The sequence below is a fragment of the Pedobacter sp. NJ-S-72 genome (genome assembly GCF_053890575.1).
On record NZ_CM132681.1, the window covers coordinates 2,575,854 to 2,599,425 of the forward strand.

At 36.7% G+C, this 23,572-nt stretch carries 26 protein-coding genes, 1 tRNA gene and 1 pseudogene; 21 read left to right on the forward strand and 7 right to left on the reverse strand.

Translation table 11 applies throughout. From position 1 onward, the window contains the following. Window positions 1-2 precede the first annotated feature (2 nt). The 5 genes from ACWYN3_RS17250 (at window position 3) to ACWYN3_RS17270 (ending at window position 3,578) form a co-directional block, all read left to right on the forward strand. Window positions 3-75, forward strand: a tRNA-Pro gene (locus ACWYN3_RS17250). Between the two features lie 231 nt (window positions 76-306). Next, the gene (locus ACWYN3_RS17255; RefSeq protein ID WP_456222237.1) at window positions 307-1,041 is read left to right on the forward strand and encodes a WG repeat-containing protein; all 735 of its coding nucleotides are present in this window, start codon (window positions 307-309) and stop codon (window positions 1,039-1,041) included. Between the two features lie 226 nt (window positions 1,042-1,267). Further along, the gene (locus tag ACWYN3_RS17260; RefSeq protein WP_456222238.1) at window positions 1,268-1,534 is read left to right on the forward strand and encodes a hypothetical protein; all 267 of its coding nucleotides are present in this window, start codon (window positions 1,268-1,270) and stop codon (window positions 1,532-1,534) included. A gap of 1 nt (window position 1,535) precedes the next feature. Beyond that, window positions 1,536-2,570, forward strand: a complete 1,035-nt coding sequence (locus ACWYN3_RS17265; RefSeq protein ID WP_456222239.1) for a hypothetical protein — start codon at window positions 1,536-1,538, stop codon at window positions 2,568-2,570. 471 nt (window positions 2,571-3,041) lie between these two features. Next, window positions 3,042-3,578 (forward strand): mechanosensitive ion channel family protein, encoded by a 537-nt coding sequence (locus ACWYN3_RS17270; protein WP_456222240.1) that lies wholly within the window; start codon window positions 3,042-3,044, stop codon window positions 3,576-3,578. Between the two features lie 262 nt (window positions 3,579-3,840). Here the strand turns inward: ACWYN3_RS17270 and ACWYN3_RS17275 are convergent, their stop codons facing one another. Genes ACWYN3_RS17275 through ACWYN3_RS17290 form a run of 4 tightly spaced genes read right to left on the reverse strand, consistent with a single transcriptional unit; the run spans window position 3,841 to window position 6,448 of the window. Further along, on the reverse strand, window positions 3,841-4,257 hold the full coding sequence (locus tag ACWYN3_RS17275) for a M28 family peptidase (RefSeq protein WP_456222241.1): 417 nt from the start codon (window positions 4,255-4,257) through the stop codon (window positions 3,841-3,843). Continuing rightward, window positions 4,254-5,219 carry a M28 family peptidase gene (locus tag ACWYN3_RS17280; RefSeq protein ID WP_456222242.1) on the reverse strand — a complete coding sequence of 322 codons (966 nt, stop codon included), beginning with the start codon at window positions 5,217-5,219 and terminating at the stop codon, window positions 4,254-4,256. The genes ACWYN3_RS17275 and ACWYN3_RS17280 overlap by 4 nt, the downstream gene beginning before the upstream one ends. Window positions 5,220-5,247: 28 nt before the next feature. Continuing rightward, window positions 5,248-5,943: a formylglycine-generating enzyme family protein gene (locus tag ACWYN3_RS17285; protein WP_456222243.1), complete on the reverse strand. Its 696-nt coding sequence runs from the start codon at window positions 5,941-5,943 to the stop codon at window positions 5,248-5,250. Then, entirely contained in the window at window positions 5,912-6,448 is a 537-nt protein-coding gene (locus ACWYN3_RS17290) for an OsmC family protein (RefSeq protein ID WP_456222244.1), read from the reverse strand. Before ACWYN3_RS17290 ends, ACWYN3_RS17285 begins: the two co-directional genes overlap by 32 nt. A gap of 195 nt (window positions 6,449-6,643) precedes the next feature. Here ACWYN3_RS17290 and ACWYN3_RS17295 point away from each other — a divergent pair, with 195 nt between their 5' ends. Continuing rightward, on the forward strand, window positions 6,644-8,044 hold the full coding sequence (locus tag ACWYN3_RS17295; RefSeq protein ID WP_456222245.1) for a DUF4153 domain-containing protein: 1,401 nt from the start codon (window positions 6,644-6,646) through the stop codon (window positions 8,042-8,044). A 56-nt stretch (window positions 8,045-8,100) separates the two neighbouring features. Next, complete coding sequence (locus ACWYN3_RS17300; RefSeq protein WP_456222246.1) at window positions 8,101-8,466, forward strand: hypothetical protein; 366 nt, start codon at window positions 8,101-8,103, stop codon at window positions 8,464-8,466. Between the two features lie 173 nt (window positions 8,467-8,639). On the opposite strand, the gene ACWYN3_RS17305 is transcribed toward ACWYN3_RS17300, so the two are convergent. Together ACWYN3_RS17305 and ACWYN3_RS17310 are read right to left on the reverse strand one after the other, a co-directional pair. Next, window positions 8,640-8,771, reverse strand: a complete 132-nt coding sequence (locus ACWYN3_RS17305) for a hypothetical protein (protein ID WP_456222247.1) — start codon at window positions 8,769-8,771, stop codon at window positions 8,640-8,642. Continuing rightward, window positions 8,741-9,136 (reverse strand): VOC family protein, encoded by a 396-nt coding sequence (locus tag ACWYN3_RS17310; protein WP_456222248.1) that lies wholly within the window; start codon window positions 9,134-9,136, stop codon window positions 8,741-8,743. The genes ACWYN3_RS17305 and ACWYN3_RS17310 overlap by 31 nt, the downstream gene beginning before the upstream one ends. A gap of 74 nt (window positions 9,137-9,210) precedes the next feature. Here ACWYN3_RS17310 and ACWYN3_RS17315 point away from each other — a divergent pair, with 74 nt between their 5' ends. The 12 genes and pseudogenes from ACWYN3_RS17315 to ACWYN3_RS17370 all read left to right on the forward strand — a co-directional run bounded on the left by ACWYN3_RS17315 (window position 9,211) and on the right by ACWYN3_RS17370 (window position 19,799). Continuing rightward, on the forward strand, window positions 9,211-9,723 hold the full coding sequence (locus tag ACWYN3_RS17315) for a hypothetical protein (protein WP_456222249.1): 513 nt from the start codon (window positions 9,211-9,213) through the stop codon (window positions 9,721-9,723). A 74-nt stretch (window positions 9,724-9,797) separates the two neighbouring features. Beyond that, window positions 9,798-11,579, forward strand: a complete 1,782-nt coding sequence (locus ACWYN3_RS17320; RefSeq protein ID WP_456222250.1) for an XAC2610-related protein — start codon at window positions 9,798-9,800, stop codon at window positions 11,577-11,579. Between the two features lie 20 nt (window positions 11,580-11,599). After that, window positions 11,600-11,845 carry an XAC2610-related protein gene (locus ACWYN3_RS17325; RefSeq protein WP_456222251.1) on the forward strand — a complete coding sequence of 82 codons (246 nt, stop codon included), beginning with the start codon at window positions 11,600-11,602 and terminating at the stop codon, window positions 11,843-11,845. A 26-nt stretch (window positions 11,846-11,871) separates the two neighbouring features. Next, entirely contained in the window at window positions 11,872-12,072 is a 201-nt protein-coding gene (locus ACWYN3_RS17330) for a hypothetical protein (RefSeq protein WP_456222252.1), read from the forward strand. After that, complete coding sequence (locus ACWYN3_RS17335; RefSeq protein WP_456222253.1) at window positions 12,054-12,581, forward strand: hypothetical protein; 528 nt, start codon at window positions 12,054-12,056, stop codon at window positions 12,579-12,581. Before ACWYN3_RS17330 ends, ACWYN3_RS17335 begins: the two co-directional genes overlap by 19 nt. A gap of 92 nt (window positions 12,582-12,673) precedes the next feature. Next, window positions 12,674-12,964: a hypothetical protein gene (locus tag ACWYN3_RS17340; protein WP_456222254.1), complete on the forward strand. Its 291-nt coding sequence runs from the start codon at window positions 12,674-12,676 to the stop codon at window positions 12,962-12,964. Window positions 12,965-13,085: 121 nt separating this feature from the next. Further along, on the forward strand, window positions 13,086-13,460 hold the full coding sequence (locus tag ACWYN3_RS17345) for a hypothetical protein (protein ID WP_456222255.1): 375 nt from the start codon (window positions 13,086-13,088) through the stop codon (window positions 13,458-13,460). Window positions 13,461-13,594: 134 nt separating this feature from the next. Further along, window positions 13,595-14,935, forward strand: coding sequence for a TolC family protein (locus ACWYN3_RS17350; protein WP_456223057.1), 1,341 nt, complete (start codon window positions 13,595-13,597; stop codon window positions 14,933-14,935). Window positions 14,936-14,995: 60 nt separating this feature from the next. After that, window positions 14,996-18,168 (forward strand): annotated as a pseudogene (locus ACWYN3_RS17355) (efflux RND transporter permease subunit). Further along, complete coding sequence (locus tag ACWYN3_RS17360; protein WP_456222256.1) at window positions 18,155-19,258, forward strand: efflux RND transporter periplasmic adaptor subunit; 1,104 nt, start codon at window positions 18,155-18,157, stop codon at window positions 19,256-19,258. Before ACWYN3_RS17355 ends, ACWYN3_RS17360 begins: the two are co-directional and overlap by 14 nt. 141 nt (window positions 19,259-19,399) lie before the next feature. After that, on the forward strand, window positions 19,400-19,561 hold the full coding sequence (locus ACWYN3_RS17365; RefSeq protein ID WP_456222257.1) for a hypothetical protein: 162 nt from the start codon (window positions 19,400-19,402) through the stop codon (window positions 19,559-19,561). After that, window positions 19,542-19,799 carry a hypothetical protein gene (locus ACWYN3_RS17370; protein WP_456222258.1) on the forward strand — a complete coding sequence of 86 codons (258 nt, stop codon included), beginning with the start codon at window positions 19,542-19,544 and terminating at the stop codon, window positions 19,797-19,799. Before ACWYN3_RS17365 ends, ACWYN3_RS17370 begins: the two co-directional genes overlap by 20 nt. 202 nt (window positions 19,800-20,001) lie before the next feature. Here the strand turns inward: ACWYN3_RS17370 and ACWYN3_RS17375 are convergent, their stop codons facing one another. Next, window positions 20,002-20,571 carry an RNA polymerase sigma factor gene (locus ACWYN3_RS17375; RefSeq protein ID WP_456223058.1) on the reverse strand — a complete coding sequence of 190 codons (570 nt, stop codon included), beginning with the start codon at window positions 20,569-20,571 and terminating at the stop codon, window positions 20,002-20,004. Window positions 20,572-20,971: 400 nt separating this feature from the next. Here ACWYN3_RS17375 and ACWYN3_RS17380 point away from each other — a divergent pair, with 400 nt between their 5' ends. After that, window positions 20,972-22,588, forward strand: a complete 1,617-nt coding sequence (locus ACWYN3_RS17380) for a TonB-dependent receptor (protein ID WP_456222259.1) — start codon at window positions 20,972-20,974, stop codon at window positions 22,586-22,588. Then, complete coding sequence (locus tag ACWYN3_RS17385; protein ID WP_456222260.1) at window positions 22,563-23,405, forward strand: outer membrane beta-barrel protein; 843 nt, start codon at window positions 22,563-22,565, stop codon at window positions 23,403-23,405. Before ACWYN3_RS17380 ends, ACWYN3_RS17385 begins: the two co-directional genes overlap by 26 nt. Window positions 23,406-23,572 lie beyond the last annotated feature (167 nt).

Consider the following 23,572-nt stretch of genomic DNA (forward strand, 5'->3'; position numbering starts at 1 on the left):
TTCGGGGTGTAGCGTAGCCGGTATCGCGCCTGCTTTGGGAGCAGGAGGTCGTAGGTTCGAATCCTGCCACCCCGACTTAAAAAAAAGAGATCATATGATCTTTTTTTTTTTGTAATAATATTTTCAATTTAGCACCTTGGTGCTAAATTTACTTCAAACATTCTACACCCAACTGGCTTAAATTAATAAATGAAAAAATCGTTAAACATAATTGTCTTATTATCATTGTTTTGCCAAATGGCTTCATGTCAATCGTCCAATTGGAAATTAAAATATGATTACATAAGTGGCTATCAAGAAGATGGGTTGATTTCAGTAGGAAAAAAAATTGGAAAGGGCAAAAACATAGAATTTAGATATGGTTTTGTGTCTCCTGATGGAATAGAAAGAATTCCTTTAAAATATGAATATGGTACTAATTTTTTTGAGGGAAGAGCAGCTGCAGCTATCAATGATAAACAGGGATTTATTGATACAAAAGGACAAATTATAGTCCCTATCATATATGATTATGTTGATAGATTTAAAAACGGAATGGCCGGTGTTAACTTAAAAGGTAAGTGGGGCTTTGTAAATAAAACTGGAGTTGTAGTAGTTCCAATAAAATATGATCTTTTATCTGATTTTGATGAAAATGGGATTGCCAAAGTTGGAACTATAATTAATGTTGTTGGCAATCAAAATATTAACAAGTATGGCTTGATTAATAAGAAAGGAGATGAAGTCGCTCCGATAAAATTCGATGAAATCGGAATATTCTATAATGATAAACTGCCCGCTATTGCAGTTATAAAAAACGATAATAAATGTGGCTTAATCAATACTAAGGGAGAAGTGTTGATTCCATTAAAATATGATGGAATTGAAATATACTATTACCTGCAATTACAAAATTTGATTATTGTAAAACTTGATAATAAATATGGCCTAACCAATACTAATGGGCTGGAAATTACTCCTGTAAAATATGATTACATAAAAGATATTGATGAAGGTAAGATTGAAGTTTATGAAAAAGGCGAAAACATTTTATATAAATAAAGATGGTGAAAAAAAAGTTAAATAGAATTTGGCGTACACGCTACAAGACTATAAAAAACTACTCCGTATTAAATAAAAAAAGAGATCAAATGATCTCTTTTTTATTTAATAATATTTTCAGACTACATAGTTACAAACCACGGACGCGCAAATCTTTTTCACAGAGAATACATTCTAAATCAAAAAATGTATTATTTCACTATTTTTAATGAATAATGATGTGACTATGAAAAAAGAAACCTTGAAATTCCTTTTATTGTTCCTGCTGCCATATGTTTTTGTCACCAGTGTTTTGGCTCAGGAAAAAGGTGACACATCTCAGAGGAAGACAAAGGATAGCACCAAAATTAATTTCGTTACTAAAATGCAGGCCTTCGCCAAAAAGTCGGCAAAAGAGAGTGCTGCTGAATTTGCTACCGATAAAGCGGTAATTGAACAGCGAAACACCTTCGAAGAACTTAAAAAGACAATGCACGTGGCCGCGCTTACTTGACTTGAGATCAGCCCTGGATACCATCCACATCAAAAAAGATTTACAGCGGATAGAAAAGAATTTTATGATTGCTGGTGACGGTGTATTGACCAATAAGGGTTCAGCACAGACCTTCCGGAATCTCACCACAACATCTAAAATTGTAAATGAATTGCTTAAACAGTCAGAGTCCAGAAAAATGATGCTGGATATGTACCAACAGAAGTTGCACAATTATCGTTATCAGCTGGATTCATTGCTGAGCGTACCAGCATTGTTTAAATTTCCTGCGGATTCAGTAGGCTTAACCAAATATATCCAGGAAATTGCTGTCGTCGGTTATGATGTTCATCCCGTTGACTCTAGCTTGAAAAGCACTGGCATTAGTGTACAAAATCTGTTGAATGCATCTAATATGCAGGTGTTTAAACTACAAAGCGCTTTGGAGGAAATTATGCTATTGCAAAACAATATGGCCACAAACACCTTTCAGCGGGAGTTTAGCGATATATCGGAAAAAGCTGCTTCATTCCGGCCATTTAACGAAATAATAAACCAGGCACATAAAAAAGGCATGTTAACACTCCAGTTTTTCGTGCTTAACAATTATAATTTATTATTGCTGTTAATTGCCCTGACCGCTGTCGCTTTTTTTTACCTCCGTTCTCTTAAGGGTATCTATGCCGAAAACAATAAATTAACCGCAGATTTTGATAATCAGCTTGTGTTACGTTATCCGCTTGCCTCGGCCCTGCTGATTGTGATCAGTTTGTTTCAGTTCATTTTTAGTGCTCCCCCATTTATTTTGAATGTATTATTATGGACAATAGCTGCAGTAGCACTTTCGGCTATGTTCTATAAATTTGTTAAACCTTATTGGTTTGGAGTTTGGCTTTTGATGGTCGCACTTTTCCTAATTACTGCAATGGATAATCTGATTCTACAGGCGTCACGTGTAGAAAGATGGTTTATGATTACTATGTCTCTGGCTGGAGTAATTTCCGGGTGTTATATATTACTTAAAAAAAAAAAAAAACAGAGCTCAAAGAACAGCTAATCCTGGTGTCTATAGGTTTTATGGTTGTTGTGGAATTGCTAGCTACATTTTTTAACATATTTGGTAGATATAACCTATCTAAAACTCTTCTGGTCAGTGGGTATTTGAACGTGATAATTTCTATTCTTTTTCTATGGACCTTAAGACTGATCAACCAGGGTCTTCTTCTGGCTTTCAGTGTTTACACACGTCCTGACAAAAAGCTATTTTACCTTAATTTTTCCAGGGTAGGCAACAAAGTACCTTCATTTTTTTTTTACCTCTTTCTACTATTGGGATGGGCATCCTTAGTTGGACGTAATTTTGCCGGCTATGAATATATATCTGGCCCGATCAGGATATTTTTCACTCAACAACGCATTTTGGGCAATTATACTTTCACTATTAGTAACCTGTTCCTATTCTTATTTATCATGATATTCTCGGTGCTCATTTCTAAGTTAGTTTCATTTTTCGCCTCGGGATGGACATTTGCACGCCGGGAAAGACGAAAAACAAGGAATTGGCAGCTGGTTATTGCTTATCAGAATCACTATCCTGGGTATTGGACTTTTTCTGGCTCTGGCTGCCGCAGGGATTCCAATGGATAGGATTGCAATCGTATTAGGTGCTTTAGGTGTAGGTATCGGTTTTGGCTTACAATCGTTGGTGAATAATCTGGTCAGCGGGCTAATTATTGCGTTTGAAAAACCGGTAAACGTGGGGGATATTGTAGAGGTTGACGGACAGTCAGGCGTCATGAAATCTATAGGCTTCAGGAGTAGCGTCATCGCCAATTGGGATGGTGCAGATGTAGTGATGCCAAACGGTGATTTATTGGGTTCACATCTTGTAAACTGGTCAGTGGGCGGAGGCAAAAGGCGAACATATATTATCATCGGTATCGCTTACGACGCTGACCTGCGTAAGGCAAAAGAGCTAGTCTCAGAATTACTTAATGCCGATGATCGGATCACTAAAATCCACTGCCGGTCATACAGTATGAACAGTTCAATAGTAGTTCTATAGATATGAAAATATTTTTCTGGACTAAACACCTTTCGGAAACAGCCTCGACCAAGAGTGATCTGATCATCGCAGTATCTAAATCTTTTAAAGAGAATGGCATTGTTATACCATTTCCGCAACATGACATTCATATTCATTGATACTATGAGTAAGGCTCATTATACACTAATAATCAGTAATTATATTTAGCACCATATTATTGCATAAAAAAAGAGATCGTTTGATCTCTTTTTTTATGCAATAATATTTTCAGACCTCGTATTTACAAACCATGCTGATCTATCAGATAAATCAATGAAGCCATACTTGCTGCCCCCAATTCAAGCTCACGTTTATTCACGTTCTCAAAAACATCCTTTGCAGTATGGTGAATGTCAAAATATCGCTGCGAATCAGGTCTGAAACCGATCAGGGTAATTCCCGGAACCTTTTCTTTTAAAGGGCCAATATCAGTACCGGAATGACCAACGGTTAACCTGTCTGCTTCATAAGGCTCCAGCAATGTTTTCCATTTATTGCTTATTTTATTTATAAAATCAGGTGATACATCTTCAAAGCTGAAACCACGCGGAGTGAAACCACCTGCATCAGTTTCAATAGCAGCTATATGTTCTTCTTTATTCTGAGCAGCAAGCTCTGCATATTTACTTCCTCCTCTATTGCCGTTTTCCTCATTCATAAAAAAAAGACTACACGAACTGTATTTTTAGGCTTATAGTTTAAAGATTTAAATATACGCAGCACTTCTGCTGATTGTAAAACACCCGTACCATCATCATGTGCACCTTCAGCAAGATCCCATGAGTCAAGATGGCCACCAACTGTGATAAATTTATTGGGATGCTCAGTACCTGTCAATTCACCAACTACGTTGTATGATAACACTTCAGGAAGTAACTGACAATCTTGTTTAAAGTGGAATTTTATCAATGGCAGTTTACGCATTTTCAACATAGCACTTAATTGATTAGCCCCTTTAGTTGATATAGCCGCCGCTGGTATATTTTTGCCATCCTTATTAAACAGTGTAGCACCTGTATGCGGATAATCATCAAGAGTTCCTGTCAATGAACGGACTATAACCCCAACAGCGCCATATTTAGCAGCAATTGAAGGCCCCATAAAACGCTGATCGCCAGCATCACCATAAGCCTCGCCAGTATTAACAAACTTTGGATCAAACGGGCGGTTATAAAAAACTACTTTGCCTTTGATTAGTTTTTCACCAAGTTCTTCAACTTCTTTAAGGCTATGCACTTCAATGATATTGGCCGTAAGACCTTCTTTAGGCGTAGCAACACTCATACCTAACGCTACTATTGATACCGGGATACGATTTTTACCATCAATGATATAAGCTGTTTCTTTTGCCCCTCTTACCCAATGCGGCACCGTAACTTCTTGCAGATAAACTTTATCAAAGCCATAACTTTCCATCAATTTCTTACTCCACGCAACGGATTTCTGAGCATTATCAGATCCGCTTAAACGCGGACCAATATTTTTACAGAGATAACGAAGATTTTCATAGCTCTTACCATTAACCAGAGCTTCATCATAGATTTTACGTATGGTTACTGAATCCTGAGCATGCAGCTGACTTGCAAACAAGAGAACAGAGAAAAAAAGTTTTATTTTCATCAGTATAAATTTATTTTTTTTAAGCTTATTATTTTTTTGTCACATTTCTTGCGACACGAAATCCCAAATCATCAATTTTAAACGATGAAGGATGACTGCGTCTGCGGTTAGTTGTCATACATCCCCTTTCTTCATCATACCACCCGCCGCCTCTGAAAATGCGGTAAGAACCGTAAACTGTTTCATCATATATGTCAGAACACCATTCCCAGACATTACCTAACATATCATAAAGTCCCCAAGAATTTGGTTCTTTTAATCCAACATCATGCGTTGTTTTTTCTGAATTATCTTTATACCAGGCAATCAGATCTATTTCACCATACCTGATTCCTGCAGTTCCTGCTTTACAAGCATATTCCCATTCGGCTTCTGTTGGCAATCGAAAGCCATCAGCTCCGGGATCAAAAGTTATTTCTTCATTGTTCTCACTCAAAGAGTAGCAAAATTTCAGCCCCATCTGAACAGACAAGATATTACAAAAGTTTACCGCGTCTTTCCAACTGACTGTTTCAACCGGCAATCTATCTCCTTCAAAAGTACCCGGTGATTCTTTTGTGACCTCAAAATAGAGATCCTGTGTTACTGGAAATTTAGCAAGAAAGAAAGGTGCCAGCTCTACACTCCACTTCTCCTTTGTTCTATCATCCCTCAATTCAATTTTACCACCAGGTATCTCTACCATTTGATCATTAATATATGAAAGACCTGTTGAGCTGGTCATTTCCTTGCCCAGTCGCTCCATTAACGCTTAGGCTCAACAATACACGTAGGTAAATGCTTAATTGGAAAATTACACGAATTTGCAATGCAATAAAACACATTTTACGCGCCTCTGCATGTAAACTCATTGCTTTTTCATGCTTAGCTTCATCAATAATCACAACTACCGGCTGCAAAGTGACTTCTGTAAACTGACCGCTTCCATCCGCATTTTCGGTCATCGTTCCTATAGCCTCATCTTTATAGTCCATAACTATAATATCATTTTGAGAACAGAGGTGAAGATACCATAGCATATGACAGGATGATATTGACGAAACGAGCAAATCCTCAGGATTATGTTTGGTTTTATCCCCAAGAAAAGCAGAGTCAGAAGAGCCCATTATATCAGTCTTCTGGTCTATAGAAACAATAAAATCTCTATCATACGACCTGTAATCCATCGTGCCTGAGCCTTTATTTCCCGCCCATACAAGGGTTGTTTTATACTGATGTGTGTTAGCCATAATTGATCATTTTATATTCAATCATTCCAATTTAAACAATCTTATTTAGTTACAAAATAAATCTTGGTTTATTCTATCGACAGCATAACCTATTTTTTAAATATCTTTGAAAAAATATTTCAAAGCATGATATTTCCTTCTCTTAAAAATTTACGACAAAGTGTGATCAGTGTATTAAAGCGCTTTTTGTTCGAGATGCTTTTTGCCATAATTGGTACGATTGCAGCAATTACTTATATAGAGGTGGATAGCTTAGCTCACTTAAGTACTAAACTAATCATGACTGCTGGTCTGGGATTAGGGATCAGCCTGAGTACCACTCTATTCTGCGAGAGCCGCGCAATTAAAAAACAACAAAGCCTGATGCTAAAATTCATGGCTATTCTGATAACTGCCACCCTCTTTTTCACACTTAACCCACTTTTAAGCAATAAGGATCTCATCAGGTTTTTCTTATTAGCCCTTGCCGGACATTTACTTGTAGCCTTCGCGGCATTCACTAAATCAGACGGCATACAGGGCTTCTGGCAATTTAACAAAACTCTGTTTCTGCATTTTTTAACAAGTATACTCTATAGTGCTGTGCTTTTCATAGGAATCGCTGCTGCAATAGGTGCAGTAAAACTCTTGTTTAATGTGGATTTGAAACGCAATACTTTTTATATTTTATGGGTTTGTATTACTGGCCTGTTCAATACCTTATTTTTTCTCTCTGGTGTACCTCAGGATTTCAAGAAACTAAACCAGGATTTCAGCTATCCAAAAGGGTTAAAAATATTTACCCAGTATGTACTGATCCCCCTTGCTACGATATACGTCATCATCCTGCTAGCCTATGAAATCAAAATACTTGTACAATGGAAATTACCAGAAGGACTGGTTTCTACCCTGATTCTGGGCTACGCTGTTTTTGGAATACTTTCTTTATTACTTATTTTTCCAATACGTGAGCAGGCAGAGAACAAATGGATCAAAACCTTTGCCCGTACTTTTTATTTCCTGATGCTACCGCTTCTGGTCTTATTATTTACAGCCGTGGGAACAAGGATATTTCTTTACGGTATCACTGAACCTCGTTACTTCCTGATCTTACTGGCATGCTGGCTGTTATTTATTACTATTTATTTTTTATTATCAAAAAAACAAAATATAAAAGTAATTCCCATTTCATTATGCCTGCTTACGCTACTCTCTGTATATGGGCCACAAAGCGCATTCTCCGTTTCATTCTATTCTCAAAAGAGAATTCTGGTAAACATTTTTAAGCGTAACCATGCTTTTCAAAACGGGAAACTCATTCAAATCAATAAAATATCAAAGCAAGATGGTCAAAAGGCCGTCGCTACCTTAGAATATCTTATTGGTCATAATGATCTTGATATCCTCCAGCCCTATGTAACCAGAGACCTTAAAGCTGTAACGGATTCTTTAAGCAAAGTCAAAGATAGTTATGGCCATATCAGAACTTACAAAAATGATATACTTGATCAAAAAATAAAATGGACGACCAATTATTTCGGGTTAAATAATTTTTCAGGATACCGTTATTATGCTAACGCGAACGAACGGGATGATGAAAAAAGTCTTATATACTGAATACCAGCCAAACAGAAATTGTTGAAGTAACAGGATATGATTTCATTATTAATCAGGTGAGTCTGAATTATGGGGACACGGACAATCAGTATGCAGTTGGCAAAACATTAGTCAAAACCAAAACTAAAAAAGCAGGTGTCTTACAGATCAGTCTTGATCATGATACAGCGATTTTCAATGTAACCCAATTAATGAATGATTTAATGAAGGATTCCCAGAGACTAAAGCCTTACCTGCAAAAGCCAAATCATGACGATCCTCCTCAATATACCCTGCCTTCAGAAATTCTTAGTTTCACTAAAAAGACGAAAAACTTCATAATTACGCTTAAAATAAACACAATCCGCTTCTCTACAGATAAAAGTAATAAAATGAAAGCCTTAGACTTTGCGACGGGAACTTATCTGATTAAAAGAAGATAAGCTTATTGTTCACCTTAATCCAATCAAATGAGTTCGCCCTTCATCTTGTTTCTTCTCTTAGTACTGCTGGTTCATTACGCTGGGTTATCAGAGAACAATTACTTACTGACGAGGTATTTTGCACCCAGGATATTCTATGTCTTTAAAAGGATGGCTTGTTATTTTCTGAAAAATCAGGAAATAGCTATTGCGCTGGTACCTGTACCTTCCAATAACGATGTCTGTGCTTCTGCCGCATTTCCACCTGAAGTTCTGGCACCGTTAATTAAGAAATTTACTTTTTTTTCATCTCCAGCAAATCCCATAAATTACCATATAAATCTTCAAATACAGCCACGGTACCATAGCTTTCTTCTACCGGCGGCCTTACAAAACTTATCCCAATTTCCTGCATATTTTTATAGTCTCTCCAAAAATCATCTGTATACAAAAACAAGAAGACCCTGCCCCCAGTCTGATTACCAATGCTTTTCTTTTGCGTTTCGTTAGCTGCTTTTGCAAGCAATAAGCCACACTCCTTTGCACCTTCAGGAGCAACAACGACCCATCTTTTAGTTTCACTCAAAACAATATCCTCCAATAAAGTAAAATTCAACTTTTCTGTATAGAATTTAATGGCTTCATCATAATCATTAACTACTAATGCAATGTGTGCTATATACTGCTTCATTATTTTATATTTTTGTGATGTCCAGCTTAGCCGGATTAATAATTTATCAAAGATAATATTAAAAGAACCCATTTATGAAAGGCAAAGAGTTGATTCAATTTTTAGGCTACAGCGCAGACCACCCAGAGTTTATTGAATTTCTCAAAGCAAATGAGGTAGACATTAAGCAGTTGCCAGATCCGGCCATACTGGATAAAAAAGAAAAAAAAAACATAGTTAAAATATTCAAACAAGGTTTTAGATTGGATTTTGAACGCGATCGGTCTAATAAAACTAAAAATATGGCAGGCACCGGCCCAATCTATTTAAACAATATCGTTTTCTTTAAACCTGAACTAACCGGCGCACCAGCACCTCTTCCTGTACAACTCCCTTTTGGTCTTCATTTTCTTGATAATGCACAAACCCTAACCGCAAAGTTCGGGAGCAAAAATGTTCATGGAACTGTCAATAGTCCTTATTATGAGGCTGACGAGAGTGATTATTTTTATGAATCACATCTAAAATCTTATCATATCTATGTATACTTTAATCGTGGCGATTTGCAAGAAAAACTTCAGGAAATCATGGTTAAGTTAAGAGAGTAACAAACCGGGTTGCGGTCGGGTTGTCATTTAGACATCCCTGACTTATATTAACTTATTAACAGAAATAAATCTTTATGCGCTATTTACTCCTTCCCCTTTTCTTTTATATCAGCAGTTTACAATTGAAAGCGCAAGTTCCCCAATCGGGGGTATATCAATTCAACAAAAACCGCAATAATTTTTTCGGAGCCAGTCACTACTCTGGTTTTTTTAATTCAATCGATGACTTTCTTTCCTTAAAGGTAGTTCCCTATAAAGGTGTTACCGATTATGGCCTGGAATATGCAATTGTTGCAGTAAATAAAGAGCACACACAGCTTAAAGTTGCTTTTTTAAGAGATACTGTAAGCACCGCAGGAAAACAGGTATTCGCAACTATTATAAAAAACATACCCACTGCTAAAGATGCTTATTTCGCTAAAGAGTTTTCCATTCAAAAAGACTCCGTAACCACTAGTAGTAATTATGGAAATCCACTTAAAAGCTCCGAAGATCTTCAGGAGAACTGGTTTTTCAGTAAAAGTGGTTATGATTATTTCGGGATTTACAAAAATCCGCTGATAAAAAATCTATCCATAAAAGATAGTCTTTCCGGAAAATATCAAAATGGTAAGAACTATCAGTTTGAACAGGCATTTTTTGTATGGCGGGGAAAAAGACCATTACCTTATCTTGATTTACGTTTCAATGAAAGCAAAGATAAAATCCTGATATATGATCAGCCTAAGTCTAATGCCGTTGTCAAAGATTATTTCAGAAAGGGGGAGTATATAGCTATTACAGCTGATTCGTCTGAATGGTATGGAATAGACCGGATTGAAGTAGTACGTAAGGATACTAAAAAAAAATATTACACCATGGATTCTGGTATGCAGGAAGGAACCACCTTTCTCCAAACCACAAGCGGCTGGATCAGAAAAGAAGACCTTGTAACCGATCCCTGGGTAAAGCAGAAGCAACAGACTAAATTGTTCCGTTTTGAAATTTCAGCAGACGAAGAGTCTTTAAAGGCAGTAAAAATCATTCATAAGAAAACTGGCAAACAACAGGTATTTCTTGACATCTGGGCAGAACTCAAATCAAATCCGGTTAATGTAATTCAGGTATCCGATTATAATTTTGATGGCTATCCGGACTTTATGTTTTTAATGCAAACTGGTGGTGCTGGCCCTAATGACACTCATAATTTTTATTTGTATAACCCAAAAAGTGGAAATTTCGAATACAATGATGAGTTATCCCAACTTCCACAGGTGCAAATAGACCCGAAGAGCCAGACTATAAGTAGTAACTGGCGTGATGGTGCTGCACATCATGGTGGAGAAAAATATGCTTTCATTAATCAGCAGCTCACTAAAATCGCTTATTGGGATCAATATGCGTCAATGGGATTTTTTGCACAGGAAAGCAGTGGAGAGTTAATCAATGGAAAATGGGTCGATCATCACTATAAAGGTGCAGAAGTTTTATACCCGGCAACAGCCATGTACCATAGCCCTGATGCCTTAACAATACCTACTGATACCGTTTCAAAAGGTGATTATGCTTTGATTAAAGATGAAAATTCATTATTTTTTTATACTGAAATTACAAAGGCTAATAATCACTTAATAAAAGGCTGGGTCGCAAAAGAAAGTTTTCTTCCGGTTACCAAATCAATGTATACTGAAAATACACCACTCTACTATTTTGAATTGATTAAGGATAACAGGTCTACTCCTATCGCGGTTAAAGTCAGTACGAAATCAAACAGAAAAACTGTGCAGTTTATGACTGACATGGACGATGTCGATTCTACCATTAATACCCTTTATCCAGCTGTTACAATTTTGATGGTATACCAGATTTTGCTCTAAGGACGAGTACAAGAGATGATGTGGATGCTGGCAATCTTTATGAAAATTACTATCTGTATGACAAGGCGGCCAGTTTATTCAAGATTGATACTACACTATCAAATTTGCCTAATCTTGACTTTGATATAAAAAATAAAAGAATATTAAGTACACAGTTCACAAAAAAAGATAATGTTATCAAAAAAAAGGTAAAAATATATAAGATTCTGGAAGATAAATACGTACTTGTAAGTAAAACCAGTGAATCAGATCCGAAAATAAATTAAATTACAAGACCTGTTATTTAAATAATATGAATACAAAAAGACTTATTATTAAACCGTTACTCGCATTGCTATTAATTGCAATTTCTATACAAGCGGACGCACAGTATTTTAAACTCAAAAATGTAAATGATCCGACAGGGATGTTCGGCGAGTTTGATTTCCCGGTGCTCATTGGAAAGACTGCTGCAGAAAATCAGAAAATACCTTTTTGCAAGGCAACGAGCTAGACTTACTGCCCGGAAAACAAAAACATAGTCTGTTTGAAAACATAAAACCAAAAAAAGGTTCAAATACAGGAACAAGTTTAATGGTCTATAAAGTCCTTGTTAACAGTTCAAAATTGTTTTCTGTAGAGATCAGCAGTGAGTATGTAAGCGGATCACTTACTGAAAATTCAGCCACTTATAATTTTGACTCAAAAACGGGAAAACCCGTAAAATTAAGTGATTTTCTAACAAAAGAAGGAGATGACGCAGTTCGTAAATATGTAATCGATAGTCGTAAAACCAGATTGGCTAATCTTCTGAAAACCTTAAAAAGCTCGGCTGGTAAAGATCAAAGTACTATTGAAACCTATTCCGGTTGCTTATTAAAACAGAATAAGGACAACCTGGATCTTGACGATCTGAAATTCCAAAAGAAGGGTCTGCTTTTAACGCGTAAATCCTGCTCGGATTCACATTACTTTCAGGCCTCTGAAGGCGAGGCGATATCCATATATATAGTAACCTGTTAAGCAATAAATTTCTGCAGCCCTATTTAAATGAATATGGCAAATGTTTATTATTAGACAAAGATGCAAAATGTGCCCAACCACAACCATCAGGTTTGAGCAAAGGTGTATTTAAAGGGAAAATTAACGAACTCTACCCAATTACTTTGTTAATTACCTCTTTGGAAGAGGACGCAATATATGCTTCATACTTTTATGACCAGCAAAGCAAGAAAATCTATTTAAGAGGGAGTATCGATAAAGATTCTTCATTGTTATTCAAAGAAATGCCGGACTCTAGTCTGAAAAAGAACCAGGAAACTTTCAAACTGAAGATACAAGCAGATGGTAGTCTTGCGGGCAGCTGGAGTAATGGAAAAAATACTTATTCTGTTAAATTAAATTAATCAAAGGAGCCTGACAGATCCAAGACATTACCAATTTTCTTTGTGTAATATTTTAGATACCCTTCTATTCCTTTAATCCGAATAGACATCATCTTTGCATATAATTTTGTTGTTTGGTCTTATGAAGTATGCTAAGTATCTAAAGATATTATTCCTGTTCGCCGGGATGATCCTTAGTGCTAAACCAATTCTTGGTTTTGGCATCGTTCAGCATGCAAAAGCTGAAAGTGGACTGAACATAGAATTACTCCAAAAACTGTTCAGTAAAAGAAAACAAGATTATCTGGATGAAGATCTGACACAACTTGTTGCAGTTCAACAGGGGCTAACTGATTCTGATTTAACTTTCATCTGGAAAATATGCCGATTCTTTATCGGCATGATTATTCCTTTACTTGTCTTTGCCAAAGCAACTCAACGTTACCTGCGTGAACTCAGTTTACGGCTCCATCCTGAAAGGGCAATTTACCTATCCATAGGAAAGCTGACTATTTAAGATTTATGTTTTAGTTTTTTACTACATCCTGCCATAATCAATGCGCAGCATTTAAGCTATTTATAATTTCTCAAATCTAATTTCATGTACTTCTTAAGAAAATTGCAGGCATAATAATCCTGCTCATTCCTTTCCTGAGGCTATCAGCACAGGAAAATCATCCCCCATTAAAGTTATCCGATCTACTTGCAAAGGTTTCTACTCAGGCTCCTTCTTTATTGGCTGATTCTGCAGCAATTGGTATCCGTCAAGCGATTGCAGCTGATACAAAATATAATTGGCTTCCAACTGTAAAACTAAACTATCAGTCAGATATAGGAACCAATAATAATGTACCAGGTGCTTATTTTGGTTTCGGAATAGTTCCTTCAAATTCTGGGGGGATCAGGCCTTCCAATGTCTCCAGTGCTGCATTATCAAATCTGGGAATAGCATCTATGGACTGGGAAATCTATAATTTTGGTGGCTATAAGGCTCAGAATAAAGTAGCTAATTCTGATATAAAAGTAGTTCAGGATCAATATAAGCTATCAAAGTATCAGCTTCAAACAGCTGTAATTGAAGATTATCTGCAGTTATATCATTTTCAAAATCTGCTTCATATTCAGCTGGATAATATCAAAAGGAATCAGCAAATCCGCAACTCCATTCAGTCTTTGGCAACAAGTGGTATCCGCGCAGGGGTAGATACAAGTATTGCGGAAGCAGAGCTCTCCAAATCAAGGCTAGTACTTATCGAGCTGACTAATAAACTCAAACAGATACAATTACAGCTCTCTGCTTTAAGCGGAATAGCCTATCAAAAAATATGCGCAGATACAACTTTGATTTCTCCGCTGCGTAATATCAATAGCCAGCCTGAGGCAGAATTGAATAGTCCCCTCTCCCATCCGTTAATCAGTTATTATCAATCGCTTTATCAGAACAGTAAGGAGAAAGAAAACCTGGTAAAAAAAACATACTTGCCCAAAGTAATGCTCGAAGGAGCTGTTTGGGGCAGAGGCTCATCAATAAACCCTGCTAATCAATTTGACGCGTTAAACCAGGGATGGGGCTTTAGCCGTACCAATTACCTGGCTGGTATAGGCCAGAGCTATAACCTGACTGATCTCAAAAGAAAACAGCTCAAATTAAATACGCAAAAAAACACCAGCATTTATGAAGAGAAAAGACTCGTAGAGCAAAAAACAAATCTGGAAATAAGTATACGCCAGGCAGATGCTGAATTGCAAACCTCTATAGACAGACTAATTGAAATTCCACATCAGCTTTCAGCAGCAAACGCAGCTTATCGTCAGAAATATTCACTGTATAAAAATGGATTGATTGACCTGATTGAACTCAATATTGCACAAAACCTGCTGTATCGTGCTGAGGCCGACTATGCAACTGCTAAATACTCGTTTTTACATGCAGTTTTTGAAAAAGCAATCACCAGAAATCAGGTCCAGTCTCTACTAACCGCTTTAAAATAATTAATTATGTCATTGGTCACTTCCGCGTTAAAAAGACCGATAACTACAGTAGTTATCACAATGAGTCTTTTGATCTTCTCCGTGTTGAGTATTATGAAAATACCTATTGATATTTTCCCGCAGCTCAATCAACCAACTATATACGTGATAGAATCTTATGGCGGGATGTCCCCAAAACAGATGGAGGGGTTCTTTTCCACCCGTCTGCAAGATCAGTTCCTATACGTAAATGGGATTAAAAATATCACCTCAAAAAATATACAGGGCTTAACTATGCTCAAATTGAGTTTTTATGAGAGCACCAATATGGCTGAAGCTTCTGCACAAGTCGCTTTACAAGTCAACAGGGCAATGAAATTCTTCCCCCCTGGTGCTCTGCCTCCGCAAGTTGTCCGTTTTGACGCCTCATCACTACCTGTTGGACAATTGGTCTTATCAGGCAAAACTGAAAGCTTAAAAGAGATTTACGATATGGCCGCAACCAGGATCCGCCCAATGTTTTCATCGGTTGCCGGACTTTCGGCTCCACCCCCATTTGGTGCAAATTCGCGTTCAATTACAGTAAGTGTAGATCCTGATAAGCTAAGAAGTTATAGCCTAACCCCTGACGAGGTGGTTGAAGCATTGGCAAAATTCAATGTCATGTCCCCTTCGGGAAACCTTCGTTTGGATAATACAATGTATATCACCACCCTGAATTCACTGGTCGATAAGGTAAAAGAATTCGAAGATATTCCAGTAGCTGTAAAAAACGGCACACCAATCCTGGTTAAAGATATTGCCCGTGTAGCAGATGCAGCTGATGTTACAGTTGATTATGCCTTAATTAATGGTAAAAGATCAGTTTATATTCCGGTTGTCAAAACAGCAGATGCCTCTACCTGGGAGGTGGTTAAAGCAGTAAAAAGTAAAATCCCGGAAATGCAGAGCCTGCTGCCTGATGATGTTAAGATTTCATATGAATTTGATCAATCAGTATTTGTAATTAATGCTGTTAAAAGTCTGATGACTGAGGGTGGATTAGGCGCATTGTTAACCGGTCTTATGGTTTTATTATTTTTAAGAGACTGGAGAAGCAGCCTTATTGTAGTAATTACCATCCCTGTTTCTATTTCATCGGTGTTTTACTGCTCAGTTTTTTCGGGCAGACAATCAATATCATGACGCTCAGCGGACTAGCCTTAGCAATTGGTATTTTGGTCGATCAGGCTACGGTGACCATAGAAAATGTCCATCAGCATCTGGAAATGGGAAAACCTAAGAGAGAAGCTATTTTTGATGCCTGTGAAGAAATTGCTTTCCCACTTTTATTGATTCTATTATGTATTCTCGCTGTATTTGCCCCTTCATTTATGATGAATGGGATTCCAAAGGCGATGTTTCTGCCGCTGTCTCTATCTATTGGTTTTACCATGATCGTCTCTTTTGTGATTGCGCAAACCATAGTTCCAATCTTATGTAACTGGTTGATTAAGGCAGAGCAATATCAACATTATGACCATCAGAAAATTCATGCACATGCCGGAGAAGCTTTGGATGATGCAGAAAAAAAACAGGTTGAAGATCATCTTAAAGAGGAGATAAATCATCCTGAAAAGAATGATTTGTTTGAAAGAGTGAAAATCAGATACATTAAAATTTGTGAACGCCTGATGCAGCTTCGTAAAATAATGATTCCTGTTTATCTTCTTTTGGTTTTGGCTTCTGCCGGACTTTGTTTTGTCCTGATCGGGAAAGATATGATGCCCAAAGTAAACAATGGTCAGTTTCAAATCAGAATAAAAGCACCAGATGGGACAAGATTGGAACGTACAGAGGAGGAATTAAAAAAGGTGTTGAATATTATCGACAAAACTGTAGATCACAAAGTCCTGATTAGCTCTGGCTATGTTGGCTTAATTCCAAGTAGTTATGGAACCAGTAATCTTTATATTTTCAATACAGGTACGCATGAAGCCGTCTTGCAGGTAAATCTTGATCCTGATTATAAGGTGAATATGGACGTGTTAAAAGATGCTTTACGCAAAAACATCAGCTATGCATTGCCGGAACTCAGTATATCTTTTGAGCCTATTGACATGACTGAAAAGATTATGAGTCAGGGTGCTGCAACTCCGGTTGAAGTCCGTGTGGCAGGAAAAGATATGGATCAGATCAAAACTTACGCTACCGGGCTGGTCAAAAAGATGAAAAAGATCAGTTACCTGCGCGACGTACAGATTGCACAACCGCTTAATTTTCCAATAATCAATATTCATCTGGACAGGATCAAAGCGGCACAGCTTGGCCTGAACGTTGAAGAAATTGCCCGCTCGGTAACAGCAAGTACTTCTTCAAGCAGATTTACACAGAAAAATCAATGGCTGGATTCCAAAACGGCTTATACTTACCAGGTACAAGTTGAGGTCCCCGAATTTGTGATGAATACGATGGATGAATTAAAAGAAATTCCATTGGTCAAGGGACAATCAACTCCGGTACTGGGTGATATTGCTACTTTTAAAATCGATTATGTTCCTGGAGAATACGACCGCTCCGGGCCAAGAAGATTTTTAACAGTTAGTGCTAACATTAACAAAACAGATTTGGAAACGGCTACAAAAGATGTATCTAAAGCCGCCGTACATCAAATGGGGAAACCCGATAAAGGTTTATTGGTAGAAATAAAAGGGATGTCAACACTTCTTACTGAAACTCTTGCCAGTCTTCAGAATGGTCTGTTGTACGCAATATTGGTAATCTTCTTATTGCTTGCGGCAAACTATCAATCCTTCAAACTCTCACTAACTGTATTATCAACAGTACCTGCAGTAATACTGGGTTCACTGTTAGCCTTATTGCTTACTGGTTGTACTTTGAATTTGCAGTCTTATATGGGAATGATAATGTCAACTGGTGTATCCGTAGCCAATGCAATCCTGATTGTAACTAATGCAGAAAAGTTAAGGCTTGATTACCATGACTCAGCTAAAGCGGCTATCACGAGTGCCTCTATACGCTTAAGACCGATTTTAATGACAAGTTTAGCCATGATAGCCGGAATGATCCCAATGGCATCGGGTATGGGTGAGGCTGGCGAACAGACTGCTCCATTGGGTATCGCAGTTATAGGTGGCTTATTTGCCTCTACGCTTGCTGCTCTTTTTATCCTTCCGCAAGTATTTGCAGCCATACAACGTAAAACAACTTATCAATCACCTTCTTTAATGCCAGAAAGCAATGAAACAATATAAATTATCAAAATTGATCAATAGCAGAAGTTTACTACCTGTCTTCTTCATCTTTTTAAGTGCCTGTTCCACTAAGGAAAAACCAAATGACTTATCAGGAAAAATAAATTCCGTCTCCAAAAAACATGAAATTGGTCTGGTGACACAAAAAGGTTTGGCAGGTGAAGTCAAATTACCGGCTGAGCTTAAGCCTTTCGAAGAGGTTGCAATCTATCCTAAAGTAAATGGATTTGTAAAGAACATCTATGTGGATCGCGGTTCAAAAGTTAAAAAAGGAGATTTACTCCTAACACTTGAGGCTCCCGAAATTGAATCTCAATTACAAGCTGCACAATCACAATATTTACAGGCGCTGGAAGTATCAAGAGCTAGTGAGGATAAATATAAACGTTTAAAGGAAGCATCAAAAGAAGCCGGATCCGTTTCTTTGCTAGATCTAGATAATGCGCTTGCCAGGATGAAAGGCGATCAGGCTACTGCCAACGGACAAAGATCCAATGTCAATTCAGTGAAAAATATGCAAAGCTACTTAACGATCAGAGCACCGTTTGATGGCGTAATTGTGCAGCGTAATGTATCAGCAGGAGCACTTTCAGGTACTTCTAAAACAGGGCAGCCTTTGCTATTAATTCAACATCTTCAAAAATTACGTTTAGAAGTACAAATTCCTGAGGCTTATGTAGAAAAAGTTGATCTTAAAAAACCAGTTAGTATAACTTTCACGGCTATTCCAGGATTAAATCTTCAAAAAATGATTAGCAGGTCTGCAAATTCTCTTGGAGGAATGCGCGCTGAGGCAATTGAAATTGATGTTCAGAATGATGATTTAAAATTGAAGCCAGGTATGTATGGGGAAGTTAAAATCCCGTTACTTTCTGCCGCTAAATCTTTATTAGTACCCAATCATGCTATTGTACGCTCAACAGAAAGACAATTAGTCATCAAAGTAATACATGGCAAAGCAATTCTGACGGATATCAAAGAGGGCCTGGCTGGTCCCGATTCTACAGAAGTTTTTGGAAACTTAAAACCAGGAGACCAGATTCTTCTCCATGCTACAGATGAAATTAAACAGGGATCAGTCCTGGAATAGAGATGATAACCTTGAGTTCATAGTATGATAAAAATAACTGGTATTATATAAAAAGATACCAGTTATTTTTTTTTTGTAGCATATTTGTAGCAAAACATTGTTCGGAACCCGAATACTGATCTATAACGCTAATAATTACAAATGGATAATAAGGAACAAATAAGTGCACAAATAATAGGAAAGTGGAAAGCCATCTCAGATAAATATGTATTTAATGATAAGAAAGGAAACTCAATACATCCTGATCAGATCAATACAGAACTGGATATCGTTATAGGTTTAGATGATGGAAAAAAAACATGAAAAATCTACTGATAATGAGATTTTTCCTTCTAAAGCGACTTACGAGATACATCATGAAGGTAATGAGTTCTATATCATACAATCTTCTGGTAAAGAAACGGAAGTTTATACCGTTAAAGTAAATGGAAATAATATGATATGGACCACTGAACCTGAAGGAATGCAGTTTAATAAGGATGGCAAATGGCTTTCATCACCAAATACTATATACACAATAGAGTTTACCAAAGCTGGATAAAAAAAATCAACCGATGCCGCATCCACGCACATCGGTTGGCTTATTAACTATTATTTACCTAAACTTGCCAGAGCAACGGGCGTTGATGGCAATATCTTTATTCGATGGTCTATATTGTAAAGACGCTCGGCCCCTCGTTTTCATCTGCTCCATTTTCATTTTTTTTCTAATTATTGTTTTCAACAAGCAAACGGATGCAGAATTAGATGGAAAAAAAAAAAAAAAAAACAAGTATCTCTCCAGCCTTAATCATATGTTTTTTAAGATATTTAGTCCCTTTAACAATGTGATCACCTATTGTGGAGGCCCTTATTCCTAAAATATTACTGACTTCATCATAAGATTTACCTTCCAGCTTACAAAGGATAAATATTTTCCTTCTTTGCGGAGGAAGTGTTTTTATGACCTGAAGCAGTCGTTCTTCTTCTGCCCCTGCAACAACACTTTCAATTGGCTGATGCGTAATCTCTGAAGTAAGAAGCTGAAGATTTTGCAGCATATATCTGTCCCGTTTAACTTTTCGATAGAAATCTGTCACCGAATTTCTTGCGATACTGAAAAGATAAAAGTGAAAAGGCTTATTTGGATTGAGTGCTGCTTTCCTTTCCCATACTTTAAGAAAGACATCCTGAAGGAGCTCTTTAGCAAGCTCATCATCTCTGGTCAGCCTTCTTAGACTACCATAAATTCCAACACTGTGATCTCTGTATAATTGTTCGAAAGCATTTTTATTACCTGCTTTGACATGACTGAATAACTCGTCTTCTCCCAGGACACTTTTTCAACAGTTTTTATTCTATTATTCTCTAATACCTCCATCAAATACACTTAACTAATTAATATTCAATGTTAAAAACTTTTTTACAATTCAACAATAGTGTTGAGTGTAATTCTACACTCTTCAAAAAACAAAAACGTTTTTCCAATAATAAAAGAGTACATTTTTTTTTAAAAAAAAATGTATTTCAATTGTCCTGCTAAAAAAAACAGACAATACATCATATTAATCTCATCAAATGCAACATAAAACAACTGCTTGAACTCAAAAGAACCATATGATTAACAAAAAAAACAATCCATAGTTAATTTAACATACTTTAACCTTATTTAACACTACCATAATAACATCTACTAAATAATTAGTTATATATTAGCCTTATACTTAATTCCTTATGAGATTATTTTTAATAGCTATTTTTTGTTTCTTTTCACAATGGACGCTCGCTCAAAATTCATGGTCTGTTAAAGGATCTGTAGCGGATCACGCATCTGGTGCTAATTTTCACTATACGACAATTAGTGTGTTACGTGCTAAAGATTCGACACTTGTGAAGTTTACAAGAGCTACCGAAAATGGTACTTTTAATATTCCGAACCTTCAAAAAGGCAAGCTGATTTTACTGGTTACTTATCCAGGATACGCAGATTACGTGGAACCATTTATTTTAGACAGCACCAAAACCAATATTGATTTTGGTAAAATAAAATTAACACTGAAAGCTACTCTTCTTGCAGATGTAATTATCAAAGGTAAAGCCGCTGCAATAAAGATTAAAGGTGATACGACCGAATTTAATGCTTCGGCTTACCAGATACAGCCTAACTCTAAGGTCGAAGACTTGCTAAAACAGTTACCTGGCATACAAGTAGATAAGGATGGGAAGATAACTGCACAGGGCCAAAAAGTAAATAAGGTACTGGTTGATGGCGAGGAGTTTTTTGGAGACGACCCTACCCTGGTTACTAAAAACATCAGGGGCGACATGGTAGATAAGGTTCAGTTATATGATAAAAAAAGCGACCAGGCAGCTTTTACTGGTATAGATGATGGAAAAAAAGAAAAGACTATCAATATCAAACTGAAGGATGATAAAAAGAATGGATATTTTGGAAAGCTTGATGCAGGCGGAGCAACAGATGAATTCTATCAGGCACAAGGAATGTTTAACGCTTTTAAAGGAAAACAAAAGTTTTCTGCCTATGGTACATTGGGAAATAATGGAAAAATGGGCCTTGGCTGGCAGGATAATGGTAAGTATGGGGCAGGTAATGAGATGCAATTCCAGGATGGTGGTATAACCATCACAACAAATAGCAATGACGCCCTTGATTCTTATGATGGAAAATATAATGGTGAGGGTATCCCGGTTGCCAGAACCGGAGGTTTGCATTATGATTCCAAGTGGAATAACGATAAAGAATCAATCAATACGAACTATAAAATTGGCTCATTAAATGTAGATGGTACAAAAAACACTTTAAGCCAGAATAACCTGCCAACGAGCATCATTAAATCAAATTCGGATGAGAGTTTCGATAACTACCTGTTTAAGCAAAAGCTTGATGCAACCTATCAGATCAAGATTGATTCTACCTCTACATTAAAAGTCTCTGCCAGTGGTACAGCTAAAAACAGTAATACGGAGAATAATTATACAGGAAGTAGTTTTTCTAATGATTTGTTATTAAATAAAAGTTCAAGAAAGTTATCAAATGATAGCCATGATAAAATATTTGATGCCAATCTCTTCTGGACTAAAAAACTAAAGAAAAAAGGTCGGACACTATCCTTAAATATAGGACAATCCATAAATGAGAATAAAAGTAATGGCTACCTGGAATCTAAAAATGATTTCTTCAATACCAAAAGCGGCAGGGACAGTAGTCAGGTAATTGACCAGTTTAAAACAAATACAATCACATCATCTGTCTTTTCAACTAATCTCGCTTATACCGAACCACTATCTAAAGTCTTAACCCTTATTGAATTATGGGTTCGGAACCAGTAACAGCAGTGCTAACAGACAATCCTTCAATAAGTCTCCTGATGGAAACTATACTTATTTAGATCCCCTATATAGTAACAATTATAAACTGGATCAGATCTCCAACCTTGCGGGAGCAATCTTTAATTTCAAGAAGGATAAAAACATTATCAATTTTGGGACTAAAGTTTCCAATGTCAGTTTTGATCAAAAGAATGTAATGGACAACAGTTCTTTTAAAAGGAATTTCATCAACTGGAACCCACAAGCCAGTTATCAGTATAAATTCAGTCAGCAAAAATCCCTGCGTATTGGCTATACTGGTAATACATCACAACCAAACATCGATCAGATTCAGCCAGTCCTGATCAATACTGATCCTTTAAACATCAGAATCGGAAATCCTGATTTAAAATCATCATTCAATAACAGAATAGATATCAATTATAATTCTTATAAAGTCTTAAGTGGCCAGAGTATTTATGTTGGCGGAGCTTACAATTTCACTTCCAACGCCATAGTAAATAACGTTGATACAGATCCTACAGGAAAGAGCACCTATAAATCAACTAATCTTTCTGATAAACAAACCAGTAATTATTATTTATATGCAGGGTTTTCACAAAAATTGAAATTTCATGATTTATATACCGGAATGAGTTTGAATTCCAATGGGAACACCTATTATAGCTATGTCAACGGTTCACTTAATAAAACTCAATCCAATAGTTACTCCGGACAGCTATCCATTTCAAAATATCAGGAGAAAAAATTTGAAGGCCGTTTATCTTTTGGCCCCACTTATACAACCAATCAGTCTTCACTAAAAAAAAACTACTAATGATAATGGATGGGGTCTGAATGGTGAGAGCTATTTTACCATTTATTTACCCGGCAAATTTGAAATTGGTTCTGATGCCAGTTATGAGTACAGGGGTAAAACAAAATCATTTAATTCAGATTTCAACCTTTTACTCCTGAATGCAAGGATCAGCAGAAATTCCTAAA

What these genes read in the sequence shown, in the direction of transcription:
- ACWYN3_RS17360 (WP_456222256.1), top strand. Translation starts at nt 18,155, where the DNA reads ATGAAACAATATAAATTATCAAAATTGATCAATAGCAGAAGTTTACTA.
- ACWYN3_RS17320 (WP_456222250.1), top strand. Translation starts at nt 9,798, where the DNA reads ATGCGCTATTTACTCCTTCCCCTTTTCTTTTATATCAGCAGTTTACAA.
- ACWYN3_RS17310 (WP_456222248.1), bottom strand. Translation starts at nt 9,136, where the DNA reads ATGAAGCAGTATATAGCACACATTGCATTAGTAGTTAATGATTATGAT.
- ACWYN3_RS17345 (WP_456222255.1), top strand. Translation starts at nt 13,086, where the DNA reads ATGAAGTATGCTAAGTATCTAAAGATATTATTCCTGTTCGCCGGGATG.
- ACWYN3_RS17370 (WP_456222258.1), top strand. Translation starts at nt 19,542, where the DNA reads ATGATGGAAAAAAAACATGAAAAATCTACTGATAATGAGATTTTTCCT.
- ACWYN3_RS17285 (WP_456222243.1), bottom strand. Translation starts at nt 5,943, where the DNA reads ATGACCAGCTCAACAGGTCTTTCATATATTAATGATCAAATGGTAGAG.
- ACWYN3_RS17380 (WP_456222259.1), top strand. Translation starts at nt 20,972, where the DNA reads ATGAGATTATTTTTAATAGCTATTTTTTGTTTCTTTTCACAATGGACG.
- ACWYN3_RS17305 (WP_456222247.1), bottom strand. Translation starts at nt 8,771, where the DNA reads ATGGGATTTGCTGGAGATGAAAAAAAAGTAAATTTCTTAATTAACGGT.
- ACWYN3_RS17290 (WP_456222244.1), bottom strand. Translation starts at nt 6,448, where the DNA reads ATGGCTAACACACATCAGTATAAAACAACCCTTGTATGGGCGGGAAAT.
- ACWYN3_RS17280 (WP_456222242.1), bottom strand. Translation starts at nt 5,219, where the DNA reads ATGAAAATAAAACTTTTTTTCTCTGTTCTCTTGTTTGCAAGTCAGCTG.
- ACWYN3_RS17365 (WP_456222257.1), top strand. Translation starts at nt 19,400, where the DNA reads ATGGATAATAAGGAACAAATAAGTGCACAAATAATAGGAAAGTGGAAA.
- ACWYN3_RS17260 (WP_456222238.1), top strand. Translation starts at nt 1,268, where the DNA reads ATGAAAAAAGAAACCTTGAAATTCCTTTTATTGTTCCTGCTGCCATAT.
- ACWYN3_RS17315 (WP_456222249.1), top strand. Translation starts at nt 9,211, where the DNA reads ATGAAAGGCAAAGAGTTGATTCAATTTTTAGGCTACAGCGCAGACCAC.
- ACWYN3_RS17330 (WP_456222252.1), top strand. Translation starts at nt 11,872, where the DNA reads ATGAATACAAAAAGACTTATTATTAAACCGTTACTCGCATTGCTATTA.
- ACWYN3_RS17295 (WP_456222245.1), top strand. Translation starts at nt 6,644, where the DNA reads ATGCTTTTTGCCATAATTGGTACGATTGCAGCAATTACTTATATAGAG.
- ACWYN3_RS17275 (WP_456222241.1), bottom strand. Translation starts at nt 4,257, where the DNA reads ATGAATGAGGAAAACGGCAATAGAGGAGGAAGTAAATATGCAGAGCTT.